Below are 17,866 nucleotides of genomic sequence, written 5' to 3'. Positions count from 1 at the left end.
GGCAAACGGGTAGCACGGGTGTTTACCCATGAAAATGTGAAAGAGAGATGCTTGAATAGCGGCGCATCGTCGGCTTTAACGTTTCATTATGACACAGCAATTTTCACGACGGTTCTTTCTGGGGTCGGTTGCGGCAGGCGTGGTTGCACCCGCAGCATTTGCCGCACCGCCTGACACATCACTGCGCCCCGTTCTGCGGGGGGACGACCTGTTCCGTCAGGCCATCCCGACCGCCAAGGAACTTATCGAAAAGGCCAACCTGAAAGGGCAGGTCGCGTTCATCGTTGCGGATGCCAAGACGGGGACCGTGCTTGAGGAAATGGCACCCACGATGGGGCTGTTGCCCGCAAGCGTGACCAAGGCCATTACGGCGCTTTATGCGCTTGATACCTTGGGTGGGGACCATCGGTTCGAGACACGGATCGCAGTGACGGGCGAGGTGGTCGAAGGCGAGGTTCAAGGCGATCTGATCCTGGTCGGTGGCGGCGACCCTACGCTGGACACCAATATGCTTGCCGCGATGGCGGGACAGCTCCAGGACGCGGGCATTCGCAGCATAAAGGGCGGCTTTAAGGTCTATCAGGGGCATCTGCCGGTCCTAAGCCGGATCGACCCGGACCAGCCCGACCATGTGAGCTATAACCCTGGTATCAGTGGCGTGGCGTTGAACTTTAACCGTGTTCATTTCGAATGGAAGCGCGGCAATAACGGCTATGCTGTGACGATGGATGGCAGGTCTGACAAATACCGCCCCGAAGTTGCAATGGCGGTGATGCAGGTTCAGGACCGCGCAAGCCCTTTGTACACGTATCGCGAAGAAACTAAGCGCGACAACTGGACGGTCGCAAAGCCCGCATTGGGGCGTGGCGGATCGCGGTGGTTGCCGGTGCGCAAGCCCGGCCTTTATGCCGGTGATGTGTTTGCGACGATGGCGGGGGCAAACGGGATCAGGTTGCGCGGGCTTGAGGTTATCACGGAGATGCCCGCGCACACAAAGGTGGTGGTTGCCCAGCAAAGTGCGCCGCTGCGCGATATTTTGCGCGACATGCTGAAATTTTCGACCAACCTGACGGCAGAAATGACCGGTTTGGCGGCCACGATGGCGCGGGGCAAGACGCCTGCAACGCTGCAAGAGTCAGCGGCAGAGATGAACTTGTGGGCCATAGCCAAGCTGGGTTTGAAGAATCCTGCGCTGGTTGATCACTCGGGTCTGGGAGAAGCCAGCAGGATTTCTGCAAGTGACATGTTGAAGGCTTTGGTCAGCGTCAACGGGACCGAGGGCTTGAAGCCCATTCTGAAAAAAATCACGCTGCGGGACAGTAAGGGCAAGCCCTTGCCGGATCACCCGATCAAGGTTGATGCGAAAACCGGAACTTTGAATTTTGTCTCGACGCTGGCCGGGTTTATGCAGGCCCCGAACGGGCGTGAAATGGCGTTTGTGGTGTTTTCGGCGGATGAACCCCGCAGGTCAAAGCTGAGCAGGGCGCAACGCGAACGCCCCGACGGCGGCAGCGCATGGAACGCGCGTGCGAAACGCTTGCAGCAGGGATTGATCGAACGCTGGGGCGCGTATCACGTCAGCTGAGGGGCCGTTTTATTCGGGGAAATTCCCGCGGATTACGTGAGGTGGCGGGCCCTTGCACCCCGTTCGATTGCGGCGGCGTGAAGGCGGTCGAGATCCAGTTCGTAGCGGATTTCTTCAAGGAGACGCAGTTCCGCCTCTTCCAGCGTTCCATCGGCAGCCGCGACATCGCAGGCCAGCGCATAGGCAGTTTCGTTTAGCCGGTCCGGCAACGCGCCTTTGATGAGCCCGAACAGGGCATCCAATCCGTCTTCTTGCTCAAACAGGTCAAACACCATCTGGCTGACGGTGCTGATGCGATCATTGTCGTAGTTCGAAAAAATCGGCAGAATATTGACGGAGGTCTGAATTTTGATCAGCTCAGTCGTGCGAATGTCTTCGTCTGACGCGGAGACTGCAATCATCAGCGCGACAAGGCAATCTTGTGCGCTTAGTGTCAGGGACGTGTCTTCGGTCATTGGAATATCCTATATGACAAGCTCATGAAGGCCAGATTATTGACGCCCCGTGGGGGACGCAATAGGAACAGCCTGCTTGTGTACATAGGGTGACAGGCAAAATTGATGGATTTTAAAGATGTCGCAGATGCGTGAAGCCGCCTTAACCAGCAAAGCATGGCCTTTTGAAGAGGCGCGCCGGGTGTTGAAACGCTATGCAAACAAGGCCCCCGAGAAGGGGTATGTCTTGTTCGAGACCGGATATGGCCCATCAGGTTTGCCGCATATCGGGACCTTCGGCGAAGTTGCGCGCACCACGATGATCCGGCGCGCTTTTGAACTGATTAGTGACATTCCTACCCGCTTGATCTGCTTTTCAGATGATTTGGACGGCATGCGCAAGGTGCCCGGCAATGTTCCGAACCCCGAAGCGCTGGCAGAGCACTTGCAGCGTCCGCTGACGTCTGTGCCTGATCCGTTCGGGACGCACGACAGTTTTGGTGCCCATAACAACGCCATGTTGCGCCGGTTTCTGGATACATTCGGGTTTGAGTACGAATTTATCTCGGCCACGGAGTTTTACAGATCGGGGCAATTCGACGAGATACTTTTACGCGCTGCCGAAAAATACGACGAGATCATGGCTGTGATGCTGAAATCCTTGCGCGAAGAGCGTCGCCAGACCTATTCGATCTTTTTGCCGATCCACCCCGAAACCGGCCGTATTTTGTATGTGCCGATGAAAGAAGTGAACGTCAAAGAGGGTACAGTTACTTTCGACGATGAAGATGGCACCGAGATGACCCTGCCGTTGACCGGCGGCAATGTGAAATTGCAGTGGAAGCCCGATTTCGGCGCGCGTTGGGCGGCCTTGGGGGTCGATTTCGAGATGTATGGCAAGGACCATTCAACCAATACGCCGATCTACGATTCGATCTGCCGGATTCTGGGCGCGCGTGCGCCTGAGCATTTCACCTATGAATTGTTCCTTGATCAGGACGGCCACAAGATTTCGAAGTCATCGGGCAATGGCCTGACGATTGATGAATGGTTGACCTATGCCAGCGCTGAATCGCTGTCGTATTTCATGTATCTCAAGCCCAAGACGGCAAAGCGGATGTATTTCGACGTGATCCCGAAGGCTGTGGATGAATATCACCAGCAGTTGCGTGCCTATGAGACACAGGATGACAAGGGCAAGTTGAACAACCCGGTCTGGCATATTCACGGCGGCGATGTGCCCAAGTCGGATATGATCGTGCCCTATTCGATGTTGCTGAACCTTGCGTCTGTTTCCTCGGCCGAGGAAAAATCCCAGCTGTGGGGTTTCATCCAGCGCTATGCGCCGGATGCGACGCCCGAGGGTAACCCCGGTATGGACGCGGCGGCCGATCATGCGGTGCGGTATTACAACGACTTTGTGAAGCCGACCAAAGTGTTCCGCGCACCCAGCGATCTGGAGCGCGAGGCATTGGAAGATCTGCGCGATCAATTGAAAGCATGGGATGGCGGGCTGGATGCCGAGGCGCTTCAGACGATGGTTTTCGCTGTTGGCAAAGAGCGTTTCGATCCGTTGCGCGATTGGTTCACGGCGCTTTACGAGGTGCTGTTGGGGGCCAGCCAGGGCCCACGTTTCGGCGGGTTCATCGCGCTGTACGGTGTGGATGAAACCATCGCGTTGATTGATGATGCTTTGGCAGGGAAACTGGTCGCAGCCTAAAGCGTTTGCCTTGCAGCGACGGTAACCGCGTGTGGGTCTGCTGTTCACTGTGCCAAAGAAATAATGCGCCGCTTGTCCGCCTTGGTTGGTGTGGCAAGCGGCGCATTTTTGTTTTCAGCGTTCGGTCCCCTTAGCGCCGGTTAACGACCCGTAACTATCCAGATGCGCATGCCGGCAATTCGCCGGGGTTTCGCAACAGATGGGCCGTGGGGCATATGCCGCGGTTTCCGAAAGGGGATAGTGATGAACAAGGCGATTACGGACGGGCTTGTCCTGACACCAGCAATCTTTGCCAACGGGTTGGATGTGTATTCAAGCGGCGATGGAACCGCCGGATCGGATACCTATGCCAATGCGATCAACGCAGCATTCATCCCCGCAGATCAGGATTTCGGCGGCGCGCTGGAGCTGATCAAGACCCAAAGCACGCAAAAGCTGCGCTATATGGGGCAGACGCCGCTGCTGCCGGGGTGCTATTTGCGCATAACGGCCAAGGTAAAAGCGATCAGCGGCAATCTTCCCGCTGTGCGGATTGCGGGGTATCCGGCGCTTGGGAACGGCAGTCGCGCAGGAGGGCTGGTTGAATCCGGCCCATCCGTGCAACTGACCAGCTATGGCGAAGTTGTCGAGGTGAGTGCCATCGTTGGATCAGGCCAGCGCGGTGGTGTCGACATGGTATGGGGGACGGACCCGGTTTACGGGCATTTCGGTCTGGATTTGACGGGCCAGAATGGCGGCGTGGTTCGCATTGATGATCTACAGATCGAAGACATCACCAGCGCGTTTCTGGTGGATATGCTGGCCCAGATTGATGTGCGTGATTTCGGTGCGGTTGGGGACGGGGTCACTGATGATACCGCTGCATTTAATGCGGCAAATGCGGCGGCTGACGGTCGACGGGTCCTGATCTCGAAGGGGACGTATCTGCTGAACGGTGATGTCACGTTTGATACCGAAACCCTGTTTGAGGGCAAAGTGACCATGCCCGCGACAGCGATCCTGCAACTGCGTCACAACTTTGATCTGCCAAATTATATTGATGCCTTCGAGACCGAGGAACTCGCCTTTCGCAAGGCGTTTCAGGCGTTGTTGAACAATGCCGATCACGAGTCGCTAGATATGGGCGGGCGCAAAGTCTATGTCACCGGGCCGATTGATATGCAGGCCGCCACGCCAGAGCGGACAAGCTATGCCACCCGCAGGATCATTCGCAACGGTCAGTTTGAAGCTGCCAGCAATGGCGATTGGGATACGGTCACGGTTACCTCGCAAGGCACGTATTCCCCGTCCAATGCGCGCAAGCTGACCAATGTCACCAACATTGCCAATATTCCGGTTGGTGCCCATGTATCGGGTACCGGGGTCGGGCGGGAAATCTATGTTCGGGACAAGAATGTCGCGACCCAAGAAATCACCTTGAACGCGCCGTTATATGACGCGGCTGGCACGCAGAATTTCAGCTTTTCGCGGTTCCAATACATGCTGGATTTCAGCAACTTCGCATCGCTTAGCAAGTTCGTGCTGTCCGACATCGAGATCCAGTGCAACAACGTGGCAAGCGGTGTGAACCTTGCCCCGTCGGGAGTAACCTTTCACATGCGCGACTGCTTTGTCTCGCGCCCCAAAGATCGCGGGATCACGTCTATTGGTGGCGGATGTCAGGGCATGTTTATCGACCGCTGTCAGTTTCTGTCGTCAGAGGATGGTTTGAATGTCGCGGATCGCACCAGCATTGCCATCAACTGCAACGCCAATGATGTGAAAATTCGTGACAACCGCGCGACACGTTTCCGGCATTTCGCGCTGGTTGCGGGGCAGAATAATATCATAACCGGCAACCACTTTTTCCAGGGGGATACGGTGCCCAATGGGATACGTTCTGCCGGTTTGATCATTGCTGCGCAGCACACGGGGTCAGTGGTGCAGGGGAATTACATCGACAATTGTTTTATCGAGTGGACGAACGAGCAGGATCAGGCCCCCGATTACAGCAGCGAATATTCGTTCAGTTCATTGTCGATTACCGGCAATATCTTCCTGTCGGGGGAAGTTGCCCCCTGGTTCAGCTATATCGTGATCAAGCCTCATGGCAGTGGTCACGTGATTAACGGTTTAACCATTAATGATAACCGGTTTCGCAGCCTGAACGGCCCGATTGATCGTGTGGAACGGATTGATACCAGTTTTGCCGATATGGATTTTTCGCGGATGCGCAATATCGAGATGACGGGGAATTCGTTTCATGGCGTGAACTTTCCCGTTGCGAACCCGGTGCAGGTTGAACATTCGCAATCCAGCCTTGCGCAAACCTGGATCGTGGATATTTCGGAACGCCTACCTTTTCAGGGCTGGGCAATCGCGGTGGACAGCATTGCGATGGACGGGCCTGTGCGGAATACATCGAATGTTGCGCAATTCACGGTGCCTTATGTGCTGACGGATCAAGGGCCGGATCGCGATTTGTTTCATCTGGTCTGGAGCACGAGCGTGAAGGGCTCCATCTTTATGCAGGCGCGTATGGACAAGCGTTAACGATGCTAGGGGCCTTTTGCCAGATGCGCTTGCGAAAGGCCCTAAAATTCCCGCCAGAATGATATCTTGAACGCTGGGTTCTTCGCTTTTCCCAGTTCCGTTTCCCCGCCGATTTGCAGCCTGATATTCGGTTTGCTTTTGATCGGTTTGACAAGGAATGAAGGGGCGATTGAGGTGGCGGTGCTATTGGCGGTATGCGCGTGAAAAACCTGTATCATGCCGGAAAACCGGTCGTTGAAATTCAGCCCAACGGTGCTGTCGATCTTGAGCGTATGGCTTGCGTCATACACATCAAGCTTGATTGCCCCGTCAACGGCCATCCACCCGTTCAATTGTTTAAGCTGGTAGCCACGGCCCCATGAAAGGGCAGCCCGAACATTGGCGCGCACGGCAGCGTCGGACCAATCAGCACCGATGCCCAACTCATAGGCCCAAACGCTTGGTCGGTCTTTTTTCCCAATGGGGCGGCGCAAAAAGACCATGCCCGACCCTGACTGGGCACCGGACGCAAAGGTGAAAAAGGCGGCTTCCACGCCCAGCGTCAGGTCGTCCCGAACGCCATATTCCCAGTATGTGGTTTCGGAGAAATCCCGCGAAAGGGTGCCTTTGGTCGTAACCGACGAAAAACCGGTACCCTTTTCGCGCAGCCACGCGCCTGCTGTGGCGGTGCTAACATCAAGCAGAAAAAACAAGATCGCCAATCTAGGAAGCATGTCCAATATACCGCCCTTTCGCGGAAAACATGCTTAATGAAACTTAATAAAACGCTTACGGTTTGAAATGAAATTTCCGCAAAAAAAAGGACCGGCAGAGTGATCTGCCAGCCCTTTGTCTGTCGTAAGACCGATTTAGACGCGCACTGTGCCGCCACGTGGGCCAGCCAGCAGCCACACGATAAAACCAACAACCGGGAATGCCAGGATGCCCACGACCCACAGAATTTTCGCAAGAGTTGATGCGCCGGAGCCGATGACTTTGACGATAGCGTAGATGTCGGCGATCAAGATAATTAGTCCAAGAATACCATATTCCATTGTCGTTCTCCTAATGAGTTGTTCTGGGAGATCAACTTGCCAATGTGCGATTTTGTTCCCACTCCCGTGAGAGGATCTTCAATTTTTTGCGAGGAGGGGCGGTCAAGGGGGGCTGTTGGCGCAGGGATAAAGCGTGAATACCCCTGCGCGAAGTTTGACTGCCTAGCGCTTTTTCCCGCCATAACGCGACTTGCCGCCACGCATGCCGCCACGCCCGCCGGTAGACCGGCCCGATGCCTTATGCGCGTCATCGACGGCTTTCTCGACCGCGTATTGCCGCGCCATCGGGTCGTCTGCGATTGCCAGATCGACGGCCTCAAGCCGCTTCACCTCGTCACGCAAACGCGCGGCTTCTTCGAATTCAAGGTTCTCAGCCGCCTTGCGCATATCGGTGCGCAGTCCTTCCAGAACGGTCTGAAGATTGCCGCCTGCCAGTGGATTGTCGATCTTGGCGGTGACGCGGTTCATGTCCACATCGCCCTTGTAGAGCCCGGCAAGAATATCATCGACGTTCTTTTTCACCGTCGTTGGCGTGATGCCGTGCAACTCGTTATAGGCGACCTGCTTGGCGCGGCGGCGGTCGGTCTCGCCCATCGCGCGTTCCATCGAACCGGTGACGCGGTCGGCATACATGATCACGCGGCCTTCGGCGTTACGCGCGGCGCGGCCAATCGTCTGGATCAGGGATGTCTCAGAGCGCAGGAAGCCTTCTTTGTCGGCATCAAGAATGGCCACCAGCCCGCATTCGGGGATGTCCAAACCCTCGCGCAGAAGGTTAATGCCGATCAGCACGTCGAATGCTCCCAAACGCAGATCGCGCAGGATTTCGATCCGTTCGATGGTGTCGATATCACTGTGCATATAGCGCACGCGGATGCCCTGTTCGTGCATGTATTCGGTCAGGTCTTCGGCCATGCGTTTGGTCAATACGGTGCAGAGCGTCCGGAAACCGTCGGCGGCGACCTTGCGGACCTCGTCCAGCAGATCGTCGACCTGCATTTCAACGGGGCGGATTTCGATCATCGGGTCGATCAGACCGGTCGGCCGAATGATCTGTTCCGTAAACACCCCGCCGGTTTGTTCGATTTCCCACGCAGCAGGGGTGGCAGATACGAACACCGATTGCGGGCGCATGGCGTCCCATTCCTCGAACTTCAGCGGGCGGTTATCCATGCAGGACGGCAGTCGGAACCCATGTTCGGCCAGCGTGAATTTGCGCCGATAGTCGCCTTTGTACATCCCGCCGATCTGCGGCACGGAAACGTGGCTTTCATCTGCGAAAACAATCGCATTATCAGGAATGAATTCGAAAAGGGTGGGGGGCGGTTCGCCCGGCGCACGCCCCGTCAGATAGCGTGAATAGTTTTCAATACCGTTGCAAACGCCCGTGGCTTCCAGCATTTCAATGTCAAAATTGCAGCGTTGCTCGAGCCGTTGCGCCTCAAGCAGTTTGCCTTCGGAAACAAGCTGGTCCAGCCGCATCCGCAGCTCTTTCTTGATGCCGATCACTGCCTGATTCATCGTCGGTTTCGGCGTGACATAGTGACTGTTGGCGTAAACGCGAATCTGGTCGAACGTGCCGGTTTTTTCTCCGGTCAGCGGGTCGAACTCGGTGATGCTTTCCAGTTCCTCGCCAAAGAACGACAGTCTCCATGCGCGGTCTTCAAGGTGGGCGGGGAAAATCTCGAGCGAATCGCCGCGCACCCGGAACGTACCGCGCTGGAACGCGGCATCGTTGCGTTTATACGCCTGCGCGATCAGATCGGCGATGACTTTGCGCTGGTCATAGGATGTGCCGACTTTAATATCCTGCGTCATCGCGCCATAGGTTTCGACCGAACCGATACCATAGATGCATGACACGGATGCGATGATGATCACATCATCACGTTCCAGCAGAGATCGGGTGGCAGAGTGGCGCATCCGGTCGATCTGTTCGTTGATCTGCGATTCTTTTTCGATGAAGGTGTCAGACCGTGCGACATAGGCTTCGGGCTGGTAATAGTCATAATAGCTGACGAAATATTCGACAGCGTTGTCGGGAAAAAAACCTTTGAATTCGCCATAAAGCTGGGCCGCCAATGTCTTGTTCGGGGCCAGAATGATGGCGGGGCGCTGTGTTTCCTCAATGACCTTGGCCATCGTGAATGTCTTGCCCGTGCCTGTCGCGCCCAACAGCACCTGATCGCGTTCACCTGCGCGCACGCCTTCGGATAGCTCTTTGATTGCAGTCGGCTGATCGCCCGCAGGTTCAAATTCTGTTGACAAAACAAACCGTTGACCACCTTCAAGCTTGGGGCGGCTGCGCACATCGGGTGCCGGATTTGATAGGAACGCTTCCTTGCGTTCTGGCAAACTGTCAGAGTGGGCGTAGGCCATGGCAAAGTCCTTTGGGGGGGTCGCCCCTTAAGGTGTCATGTTTTGGCGCAGGTTCAAGGGGTAGGCGGGCAAACGACTGCCCAGCCGCCTATTTCGTAAGCCGCTTGCGGTTGGCGCGTACTCTCTTGCTGACCGGAGCCATCGCCGCAGTCATGATCTGGTCGGGGCTGCCGCCGGACAGCGCAGCATGGGTCGCCGCCTTATAGGCTCGGGCCATTGCCGGCCCTTTTTCCTTAAACATGCGTGAGTTTTCACCGCTGGCATGTGGCAACGCGCCCGCCATCCCCAGCATGCGCAGGGTCATAACGGCTTGGGTATCAATCATCAGGGAGGTGAATTGGGCGTTTAAGGCCAATAATTTCAGGGGATTCATGGCAATGCTCCAGTGGGGTTCCCCAAAGTGATGCTGCGCCGCAGCATTTGCAAGCTGTTTTATCTACAAATGCCTGTGATAGCTTGATACCTTGGTTCAAATGCCCGATATATACGCCACCACAGCGGAGAATGACCCATGCGCGCTCGCATTTACCAACCGGCACGAACAGCAATGTCATCTGGCACAGCCAAAACGCACGTCTGGCTGCTTGAGTTCGATCAAGAAAGCGCACGCGAGGTTGACCCTTTGATGGGCTGGACGTCATCCAGCGACACGCAAACGCAGGTCAAGCTTCGGTTCGAGACCAAGGAAGACGCTGTCGAATATGCCCGCGATCACGGCATTGATGCGATGGTCCAAGAGCCGCACAAACGCCGTGCGAACATCCGCCCCGGCGGCTACGGCGAGAATTTCGCGACGGCGCGGCGCGGGTCGTGGACCCACTAAGCCTGTGTAAATCGGGTTAAAGTTGTCTCGGAATCGGGGCAAAGATCCCGCGAAGATAAGCTTTGATCAAGATATGGGGTGCCTAATGGGCGCCCGTACTATTTGTTGTTTTTGGCTGGTGAATCAGGAAGCGTGACGAAAAGCGGTTATCTCTCAGGGATCAGCCGAGGCCGGAGATGTGCTTGGGGGCGGTGCTGGAGTGTCGTCCACATTGGTAGCGGCCTTAGAGTTATGCCGCCATGCACTGTATGCTTGCCTGTTGAATTTTACGAGGAATTGACCCGGTTTTCTGAAACGCCGTGACCCACCGATATCAACAATCCCGCCTAGTTTTCATGAGATTGTCACGTTTCAGATGGTTCAGCACCAAATGAAGAAATGGGTCAATCCCATGCGAAAATCAACAGGCTCAGATGCAATTCAAGCATTGTCTGCAATGCTCCAGAGAGGACCTTTCCCTCCGGCATTGGAGGCGTGCTTGGGTATCTTCGGGAAGGAAATCAGCCGCGAGCTGAGTGCGTTCGGCTTGATCGGAACCGGGCCGCGGTGCGCCCTATACCTTTGTGACAATGGATGAGTTTCTGGTGGCGTTCGGAATGGAGAGCCTCCGCGATCTGCCCGATCAGGAGCAAATGGAAGATGCGGGGGTTTAACTTGAGCCTTCTCAGACAGACATCTATTGAACTTTTGTTCAAAGCGCCGATCGCACTGGTACCGACGTCACCCCATCAAGATCACTTGGAAAGCTGAATTCTTCTGAACCTCTCAAATAACACAGGCCGACCCAAAGGCCAGAAAAGAGCATGGGAGGATTCAAATCGCCAGACCGATGGCGATGGCCACTGGATTTAGGGGACATCACGTTTGAGTTGCAGGCTCCTTAAGATCTAGCGCCCTGACTTGCGTTGCCAGACAAGCCAATAACATGACGATGCCTGCAGAGCACAAGTCCGCTTTGTTTAATGCGAAGAGGTGAAGCGTGTCTGCGGAAATTGAACAACGTCGGGGTCACCCCCCTGGCAAGGTGAAGGGCGCGATTCTCTGCTGAATGAAATCTTGCATCTGCTCCCGGATGTCTGCGGCTGGATGATCCCTGGACGAGATCATCACGGTCTCGTGCAGGATGAGCGGGGCAAAGGGACGCCAGATCACGCCATCGCTCAGGTCTGCCTTCGCATTGATCGGATCAATGATCGCCAGCCCCCCGCCGACGGCCACCATGTTGCGCGCGATGGCATAATAATAGCTGAACGCACGATAATGCAGCGGCAAGCCGGCCTCAAACATCATCTGGTTCAACTGGCGGTCCAGCGCATGGTCGCCGTTGATTCCGATCATCTCGCGGTCGGCCAGGCAAGCGGGAGTGATGACATCGCGGCTGGCCAGTTTATCGTCCTGGCGCATGATGCACACACATTCCATCGCGAAGGTTGAGGACTTCAACCCGGCGACCGGTACAGGGGAGTCGATCAGGCCGATGTCGATCTGGCCACTGGCTGTCCAATCTGCGATCTGCCGCGAAGAATGAACCCGCAGTTCAATCGGCGTTCCGGGGTGCAGGACCTGAAATTCGGTGATGACGCGCGGCAGGAAATTCATCGACAGGGCACCGTTAGTCGCAAGACTGAGACCCCGGGCCGATCCGCGCCGAATTTCGTCGGCGCGCTTTTCGATCCGGCCAAGCGCCATCAAGCCCTGCGTGACCTCGCCGCGCAATTGCAGCGCCTCGCCCGTCGGGGCGAAAAACCCGCGCTTGCGGTGAAAGAGCCGAAAACCAAGTTCGTCTTCCAGATTGCCAAGCGCGATGCTGACCGCGGGCTGGGTCAGGTTCAGGCGCAGCGCGGCGTTGCTGATCGACCCGGTTTCGAACACTGCATTGAAGACTTCGAGATGTCGCAACTTCAGAGACATGGATGGAACGCCCCCTTTTTGTATAAATAAATCGAAATATATTATTACACACATTAAATTGCTAAATCCAAGAGTGCCTCCTAGTCTCGATGAAAATCTGGGTTCAACGGGAGTACGAGCCACATGAACAAGGGTGGGCGAAATGCCGAAGACCGCGATCCAAGTCTGTGGACGCAGGATTGGTCGGACACGTCCTATTGGCTGGACGGGTTGTCGCCGCCCGATGTGCCGCAGGTCGACCTGCCGCCAACGGTGGATGTCCTGATTGTCGGTTCTGGTTACACCGGTCTGAACGCGGCGATAGAAACTGCGCGCGGCGGGCGCAGCACGTTGGTGGTAGACGCCGAGACCCCTGGCTGGGGGTGCAGTTCGCGGAATGGGGGACAGGTTGGGACGGGCATCAAGCCGTCCCTGGCCAAGCTGACATCGCGCCACGGCGCGAAGAGGGCAGAGGCCATTCGTGCGGAGGGAGATGCGGCGCTTCAGTGGATCGAGGATCGTATCACTGCCGAAGACATAACCTGTGATTTCCAGCGGTCCGGGCGGGTTCACGCGGCGCATACACCGCAAGCCTATGAGGTGCTGGCCCGCGAGGCTGACCTGCTGCGGCGCACCGAGAACACCGATGTCGAAGTGATTTCCCGCGCGGAACAGCGGTCTGAACTGGGGACGGATGCCTATCATGGGGCCGCCGTCTTTGCGGCACATGGCGCGCTGGACCCGGCGCAATATATGCGGGGATTGCTGCAAACTGCGCTGAATGCCGGTGCGCAGGTTCTGGCGCAGACCCGGGTGCTGGATATTGCGTCCGGTTTGCAGGGGCACGAGGTGCGCACATCGAAAGGCTTGGTGCGGGCGCGGGAAGTGATCGTTGCGACCAACGGCTATACTGGTGGTGCGACCCCTTGGCATCAACGCAGGGTCATCCCGATCGGCAGCTATGTTATCGCGACCGAACCGCTGGACTTGGCCCTGATCGACCGTCTGTTCCCTACAGGCCGGGTTGTGACCGACACCTGCAAGGTCATTTATTACTATCGAACCTCGCCCGACCGCAGGCGCGTGCTGTTCGGCGGGCGTGTGTCCGCCGGGGAAACCGATCCTGCGGTCAGCGGCCCGCGGCTGCACAACGCGATGTGCCAGATCTTTCCCGAATTGCGCAGCGCCCGGATCAGCCATAGCTGGAGCGGCACCGTCGCCTATACCTTTGACGAGCTGGCCCACACCGGCACCCATGACGGCGTGCATTACGCGATGGGATACTGCGGGTCGGGCGTTGCGATGTCATCCTACCTTGGCATGCGCATGGGTCAGAAGGTGCTGGGACTGGCCGAGGGGCGCACGGCCTTTGACGATCTGCCTTTTCCGACGCGGCCTTTTTACACGGGACGGCCTTGGTTCCTGCCTGCGGCGGTCGCCTGGTATCGCTGGCGGGACGGCCAGCAACGCAAAAGGGCAGGGCAGGGCGCGCGGGATCGGGCGGAACCGGCACAGATATAATCAACAGGTCACCGGAAAACCGGGGCCAGCAACCAACAGAGGAGTACGATATGAACCACAAGATTACACTTACAATTGCCGCAAGCCTATTGGCCACAACAGCACTGGCACAAGACAAGTCGCTGACCGTCGCAAGCTGGGGTGGGTCCTATCAGGATGCACAGAGCAAAGCGCTCTTTGAACCATACGAAGCCGCGACCGGCGTTACAGTGAAACAGGAATCCTACGGCGGGATGTCGGATGTCCGTTTGCAGGTTACATCGGGGCAAGTAACGCTTGATGTCGTGACCAGCGGCTCGGGATCGGCGGCGCGCGCCGGCGCGGAAGGTCTGCTGGAACCGCTCGACTACGACGTGATCGACGTCAGCCGCTTTCCCGATGCCTTCTACAGTGAATATTGCGTCGGGGGAGATGTCTTTTCGGTGGTGCCCGCCTACAGCACCAAGACCTATGGCGACAACGGGCCCCGTGGTTGGGCCGATTTCTTTGACACGGAGAAGTTCCCCGGTTCGCGCGGTTATCGTGGCACGGTTGCAGGCGCGCTTGAGCCTGCGATGATGGCGCTGGGTGTCGCCCCGGAGGACGTTTATACCGAGTTGGACAGCGAAGAAGGCATTGAACGCGCCTTGGACAAGATCCGCGAGCTAAAGCCAAACATTGCGGTTTTCTGGACCTCGGGTGCGCAGCATGCGCAGCTGATGAAGGACGGCGAAGTCGACATGACCACGGGCTGGAACGGCCGTTTTGACAATGCCGCCGCAGATGGTGCCGCAGTTTCCTATAACTTCGATCAGGGGCTGCTTGACTACGATTGCTTCGCGATCCCGAAGGGCGCGCCGAACAAGGACTTGGCAATGTCGTTCATCGCTGAAATCTCCAAGGCCGAGTACCAAGATGATCTCCCCAAGTTCATCACCTACGGGCCGACCAACGGCGCGGCTTACGAGACAGGCGAAATCACCGAACAAGCGGCGGCTGGCCTCCCTTCTTCACCTGCGAACATGACGATGCAGCTTCCGATCTCGCTGGAATGGTATGCCAAGTGGGAAATCATCGCGGCGGAAATGTACCAGGAAATGCTGACGGAATAAGTCCACGCGGCCATCGGGGGCCGGTTTCTGCCGGCCTCCTGACATCTGCAGTTGAGGGAGTGAAGAATTGACAGCGAAAACCGGCGCCTTGCCAATCACCGTCCGCGACGTGACCAAGACCTATGGCTCGGTCCATGCCTTGGACAGCGTGTCGCTCAATGTGAAGAGCGGCGAGTTTCTCACCCTTCTGGGCCCGTCTGGGTCGGGTAAGACGACGTTGCTCATGGTCCTCGCCGGTTTCACGCGCCCGGATTGCGGCAGTCTCAAGTTTGGCGATGACGAGATGATCCGCACGCCGCCCCACCTGCGCGGCGTCGGCATGGTGTTCCAGAATTACGCGCTGTTTCCGCACATGACCGTGGCGGGCAATGTGGGCTATCCGCTGAAACTGCGCAATGTGCCCAAGGCTGAGGCTCGAGACCGGATCGACAGGGCGCTGGAACTTGTGCAGCTTGCCGGTTACGGAGATCGTGGGATCGACCAGCTGTCGGGGGGCCAGAAACAGCGGGTGGCCCTGGCGCGGTCCATTGTGTTCGAGCCCCGCATCCTGCTGATGGACGAACCGCTCAGCGCGCTGGACAAAAAGCTGCGCGACCGAATGCAGATCGAGCTGCGGCATTTGCATGAACAGTTGGGCATGACGACCGTCTACGTTACGCACGACCAGCGCGAGGCGCTGACGATGTCGGACAGGATCGCGGTGGTGAACCACGGCCGCATCATGCAGCTTGCCGAGCCCCAGCAATTGTACGACCGGCCCGCCAACAAGTTCGTCGCCGATTTCATCGGGGATTCGTCATTCCTTCCCGTGGCACGCGAGGGTGCGGGTGTCAGCTTTGTCGGTGCTAAGCTGCAGATGGAAGGTGCGCTGCCTGAGGGGAACGACCTGTTGTTGATGGTGCGGCCAGAACGTGTCCGGTTGCAGACTGGCGATTTGCCCGACGATACCAATATCTTCGACGCCAAGGTGACCGAGCTGGTTTATCAGGGCGAAAGCTATCTGCTATATGCGCGCCTGCCGGACGGCAGCGAAATTGCCGTGCGCGGCGCGATCCGCGAAGGGACCTTCGGCAAGCTGCCACAGGTGGGAGATGCGGTTAAACTGGGACTGCACAAGGCGGATACGGTCGTCATCGCGGATGGGGACAGGTAGATGGCCGCGACAGATCTTCATGCTGCAGACCTGCGCCGGGACGAACGGCTGGAACGGTGGAAACTGTTCGGCCTGGCATCGCCCGCAATTCTTCTGGTTCTGGTCGTTCTGGTGATCCCGGTGGGCTGGCTGTTCTACGTGTCTTTTGTCGGGGCCGACGGGAATTTCTCGCTTGAGAATTACGAGCGGATGGTGTCGCGCAAATCCTATCTGCGGATATTTGTGACCACCTTTCAGGTCAGTATCCTGACCACGGTGCTGTGCATCGTTATCGGTTATCCGCTGGCCTATTTTATATCACAGCTGCCAACACGCTGGGCCAACCTGTGTCTGGTGACGGTGCTGCTTCCCTTCTGGACCTCGCTTTTGGTACGCACCTACGCATGGCTGGTCCTGTTGCAGAAACAGGGTTTGGTGAACCAATGGGCCATCAGCCTCGGACTTTGGGACGAACCGCTGAAATTCGTACACAACATGACCGGTACGCTAATCGGCATGGTACACATCATGCTGCCTTTTCTGATCCTGCCCGTCTATGGCGCGATGCGTGCGATCGACAAGGATTACCTCAAGGCTGCGTCGAACCTTGGCGCCAGCCCGCGCCGCGCGTTTTGGACGGTCTTTTTCCCGCTGTCCACGCCGGGCCTGTTCGCGGGTTCGCTGATGGTCTTCGTGCTGTGTCTAGGCTTTTTCGTCACGCCTGCGGTCCTCGGTGGCGGGCGCGTCATCATGGTGTCGATGAAAATCGTCTCGAATATCGAGCTTTTCGTGAACTGGGGGGCCGCCAGCTCGCTCGGTGTCGTGCTTCTGGTTCTGACCGTCATCGTCTTGTGGATCGCGTCGCGGTTCACCCGGCTGGAGCAGATGGCGGGGGGAGGTCACTGATGTTGAACTGGCTTAAATCCCCGGCGTCCGAAACACAGGTGACGCATGGCCAACGCCTGTGGCTGTATGCGTTCGCCGCGATCATCATGATGCTGCTGGTCCTGCCGACGCTGATCGTGATCCCGATGTCCTTCTCGGACTCGCAATATCTCGAATTCCCCCCCGAAACCTGGTCGTTGCGATGGTACAGAAACTATTTTGGATCGGCCGAATGGATGCAGGCGACGGCGACATCGCTAAAAACGGCCGTGCTGACCATGCTGGTGGCGACACCGATCGGGGTGCTGGCCGCCTATGCGCTTCACGCCTCCAGGCTGCCCTATATCCGCGCCGCCTTTGTCTTGCTGATCACGCCGATGATGGTGCCGGTGGTGCTGATCGCGGTGGGTGCCTTCTATGCCTACGTGAAGCTTCAGATCCTTTATACGATCACCGGGCTGGTGCTGGCGCATTCGCTGTTGGCGATTCCGCTGGTGGTTATTGTGACGGGGTCTGCTTTGCAGGGGTTCGACATGAATCTTGAACAGGCGGCGCGGTCCCTTGGTGCGCCGCGATGGCGCGCCTTCCTGACGATCACACTGCCGCAAATCCGCTTCGCGGTGGTGACGTCGATGCTGCTGTCGTTCCTTGCCTCTTTCGACGAGGTGGTGATCGCAATGTTTATTTCGGGCGGCGACAATCCGACCCTGACGCGCAACATGTTCAATGCCCTGCGCGACCAGATCGACCCCACGATTGCCGCGATTTCGACGATCATGATCCTGATCACGACGCTGATGATGGTGCTGGTGGCGATATTCGGACGGGGCAAAACCTGAC

General features: G+C 57.3%; 15 protein-coding genes and 1 pseudogene. 10 read left to right on the top strand and 6 right to left on the bottom strand.

The genetic code is table 11. The features are described from left to right. Positions 1-88: 88 nt before the first annotated feature. On the top strand, positions 89-1,585 hold the full coding sequence (gene dacB / locus ACSQ13_RS14590; RefSeq protein WP_176248022.1) for a D-alanyl-D-alanine carboxypeptidase/D-alanyl-D-alanine endopeptidase: 1,497 nt from the start codon (positions 89-91) through the stop codon (positions 1,583-1,585). A gap of 32 nt (positions 1,586-1,617) precedes the next feature. On the opposite strand, the gene ACSQ13_RS14585 is transcribed toward dacB, so the two are convergent. Further along, positions 1,618-2,040, bottom strand: a complete 423-nt coding sequence (locus ACSQ13_RS14585) for a tellurite resistance TerB family protein (protein WP_176248023.1) — start codon at positions 2,038-2,040, stop codon at positions 1,618-1,620. Between the two features lie 118 nt (positions 2,041-2,158). On the opposite strand from ACSQ13_RS14585, the gene ACSQ13_RS14580 reads away from it, so the two are divergent. Both ACSQ13_RS14580 and ACSQ13_RS14575 read left to right on the top strand, forming a co-directional pair. Then, positions 2,159-3,739 carry a lysine--tRNA ligase gene (locus tag ACSQ13_RS14580; protein ID WP_295512428.1) on the top strand — a complete coding sequence of 527 codons (1,581 nt, stop codon included), beginning with the start codon at positions 2,159-2,161 and terminating at the stop codon, positions 3,737-3,739. A 243-nt stretch (positions 3,740-3,982) separates the two neighbouring features. Beyond that, positions 3,983-6,271 (top strand): glycosyl hydrolase family 28-related protein, encoded by a 2,289-nt coding sequence (locus ACSQ13_RS14575; protein WP_295512427.1) that lies wholly within the window; start codon positions 3,983-3,985, stop codon positions 6,269-6,271. Positions 6,272-6,312: 41 nt separating this feature from the next. Here ACSQ13_RS14575 and ACSQ13_RS14570 read toward each other — a convergent pair whose 3' ends face one another. The 4 genes from ACSQ13_RS14570 to ACSQ13_RS14555 form a co-directional block, all read right to left on the bottom strand. Beyond that, positions 6,313-6,984: a hypothetical protein gene (locus ACSQ13_RS14570; protein ID WP_295512425.1), complete on the bottom strand. Its 672-nt coding sequence runs from the start codon at positions 6,982-6,984 to the stop codon at positions 6,313-6,315. A gap of 135 nt (positions 6,985-7,119) precedes the next feature. Then, entirely contained in the window at positions 7,120-7,305 is a 186-nt protein-coding gene (locus ACSQ13_RS14565) for a PLDc N-terminal domain-containing protein (RefSeq protein ID WP_176248026.1), read from the bottom strand. Positions 7,306-7,467: 162 nt separating this feature from the next. Further along, complete coding sequence (gene uvrB / locus ACSQ13_RS14560) at positions 7,468-9,684, bottom strand: excinuclease ABC subunit UvrB (protein WP_295512423.1); 2,217 nt, start codon at positions 9,682-9,684, stop codon at positions 7,468-7,470. A gap of 88 nt (positions 9,685-9,772) precedes the next feature. Then, a complete protein-coding gene (locus tag ACSQ13_RS14555; protein WP_176248028.1) occupies positions 9,773-10,057 on the bottom strand; it encodes an antifreeze protein in 285 nt (94 codons plus the stop codon). 138 nt (positions 10,058-10,195) lie between these two features. On the opposite strand from ACSQ13_RS14555, the gene ACSQ13_RS14550 reads away from it, so the two are divergent. Next, positions 10,196-10,507, top strand: coding sequence for an ETC complex I subunit (locus ACSQ13_RS14550; protein ID WP_176248029.1), 312 nt, complete (start codon positions 10,196-10,198; stop codon positions 10,505-10,507). Between the two features lie 484 nt (positions 10,508-10,991). Further along, a pseudogene (locus tag ACSQ13_RS14545) lies at positions 10,992-11,160 on the top strand (SMC-Scp complex subunit ScpB); the annotation flags it as partial. A 355-nt stretch (positions 11,161-11,515) separates the two neighbouring features. On the opposite strand, the gene ACSQ13_RS14540 reads toward ACSQ13_RS14545, so the two are convergent. Further along, on the bottom strand, positions 11,516-12,418 hold the full coding sequence (locus tag ACSQ13_RS14540) for a LysR family transcriptional regulator (RefSeq protein WP_295512420.1): 903 nt from the start codon (positions 12,416-12,418) through the stop codon (positions 11,516-11,518). Positions 12,419-12,541: 123 nt separating this feature from the next. Here ACSQ13_RS14540 and ACSQ13_RS14535 point away from each other — a divergent pair, with 123 nt between their 5' ends. The 5 genes from ACSQ13_RS14535 to ACSQ13_RS14515 all read left to right on the top strand — a co-directional run bounded on the left by ACSQ13_RS14535 (position 12,542) and on the right by ACSQ13_RS14515 (position 17,865). Then, a complete protein-coding gene (locus tag ACSQ13_RS14535; protein WP_295512418.1) occupies positions 12,542-13,918 on the top strand; it encodes an NAD(P)/FAD-dependent oxidoreductase in 1,377 nt (458 codons plus the stop codon). Positions 13,919-13,968: 50 nt separating this feature from the next. Next, entirely contained in the window at positions 13,969-15,009 is a 1,041-nt protein-coding gene (locus ACSQ13_RS14530; protein ID WP_295512416.1) for an ABC transporter substrate-binding protein, read from the top strand. Between the two features lie 67 nt (positions 15,010-15,076). Then, positions 15,077-16,162 (top strand): ABC transporter ATP-binding protein, encoded by a 1,086-nt coding sequence (locus ACSQ13_RS14525; protein WP_295512413.1) that lies wholly within the window; start codon positions 15,077-15,079, stop codon positions 16,160-16,162. After that, the gene (locus tag ACSQ13_RS14520; RefSeq protein WP_295512412.1) at positions 16,163-17,047 is read left to right on the top strand and encodes an ABC transporter permease; all 885 of its coding nucleotides are present in this window, start codon (positions 16,163-16,165) and stop codon (positions 17,045-17,047) included. It abuts the gene before it with no gap. Then, entirely contained in the window at positions 17,047-17,865 is an 819-nt protein-coding gene (locus tag ACSQ13_RS14515; protein WP_295512411.1) for an ABC transporter permease, read from the top strand. Before ACSQ13_RS14520 ends, ACSQ13_RS14515 begins: the two co-directional genes overlap by 1 nt. The last annotated feature ends 1 nt before the right edge of the window (position 17,866 follow it).

It is taken from the genome of Sulfitobacter sp. SH22 (assembly GCF_965641905.1).
Classification (GTDB): Bacteria; Pseudomonadota; Alphaproteobacteria; order Rhodobacterales; family Rhodobacteraceae; genus Sulfitobacter.
The sequence above is the reverse complement of the archived record's forward strand: the minus strand, read 5'-3'. Positions and strand labels throughout refer to the sequence as shown.

What these genes read in the sequence shown, in the direction of transcription:
- dacB (WP_176248022.1), top strand. Translation starts at nt 89, where the DNA reads ATGACACAGCAATTTTCACGACGGTTCTTTCTGGGGTCGGTTGCGGCA.
- ACSQ13_RS14585 (WP_176248023.1), bottom strand. Translation starts at nt 2,040, where the DNA reads ATGACCGAAGACACGTCCCTGACACTAAGCGCACAAGATTGCCTTGTC.
- ACSQ13_RS14580 (WP_295512428.1), top strand. Translation starts at nt 2,159, where the DNA reads ATGTCGCAGATGCGTGAAGCCGCCTTAACCAGCAAAGCATGGCCTTTT.
- ACSQ13_RS14575 (WP_295512427.1), top strand. Translation starts at nt 3,983, where the DNA reads ATGAACAAGGCGATTACGGACGGGCTTGTCCTGACACCAGCAATCTTT.
- ACSQ13_RS14570 (WP_295512425.1), bottom strand. Translation starts at nt 6,984, where the DNA reads ATGCTTCCTAGATTGGCGATCTTGTTTTTTCTGCTTGATGTTAGCACC.
- ACSQ13_RS14565 (WP_176248026.1), bottom strand. Translation starts at nt 7,305, where the DNA reads ATGGAATATGGTATTCTTGGACTAATTATCTTGATCGCCGACATCTAC.
- uvrB (WP_295512423.1), bottom strand. Translation starts at nt 9,684, where the DNA reads ATGGCCTACGCCCACTCTGACAGTTTGCCAGAACGCAAGGAAGCGTTC.
- ACSQ13_RS14555 (WP_176248028.1), bottom strand. Translation starts at nt 10,057, where the DNA reads ATGAATCCCCTGAAATTATTGGCCTTAAACGCCCAATTCACCTCCCTG.
- ACSQ13_RS14550 (WP_176248029.1), top strand. Translation starts at nt 10,196, where the DNA reads ATGCGCGCTCGCATTTACCAACCGGCACGAACAGCAATGTCATCTGGC.
- ACSQ13_RS14540 (WP_295512420.1), bottom strand. Translation starts at nt 12,418, where the DNA reads ATGTCTCTGAAGTTGCGACATCTCGAAGTCTTCAATGCAGTGTTCGAA.
- ACSQ13_RS14535 (WP_295512418.1), top strand. Translation starts at nt 12,542, where the DNA reads ATGAACAAGGGTGGGCGAAATGCCGAAGACCGCGATCCAAGTCTGTGG.
- ACSQ13_RS14530 (WP_295512416.1), top strand. Translation starts at nt 13,969, where the DNA reads ATGAACCACAAGATTACACTTACAATTGCCGCAAGCCTATTGGCCACA.
- ACSQ13_RS14520 (WP_295512412.1), top strand. Translation starts at nt 16,163, where the DNA reads ATGGCCGCGACAGATCTTCATGCTGCAGACCTGCGCCGGGACGAACGG.
- ACSQ13_RS14515 (WP_295512411.1), top strand. Translation starts at nt 17,047, where the DNA reads ATGTTGAACTGGCTTAAATCCCCGGCGTCCGAAACACAGGTGACGCAT.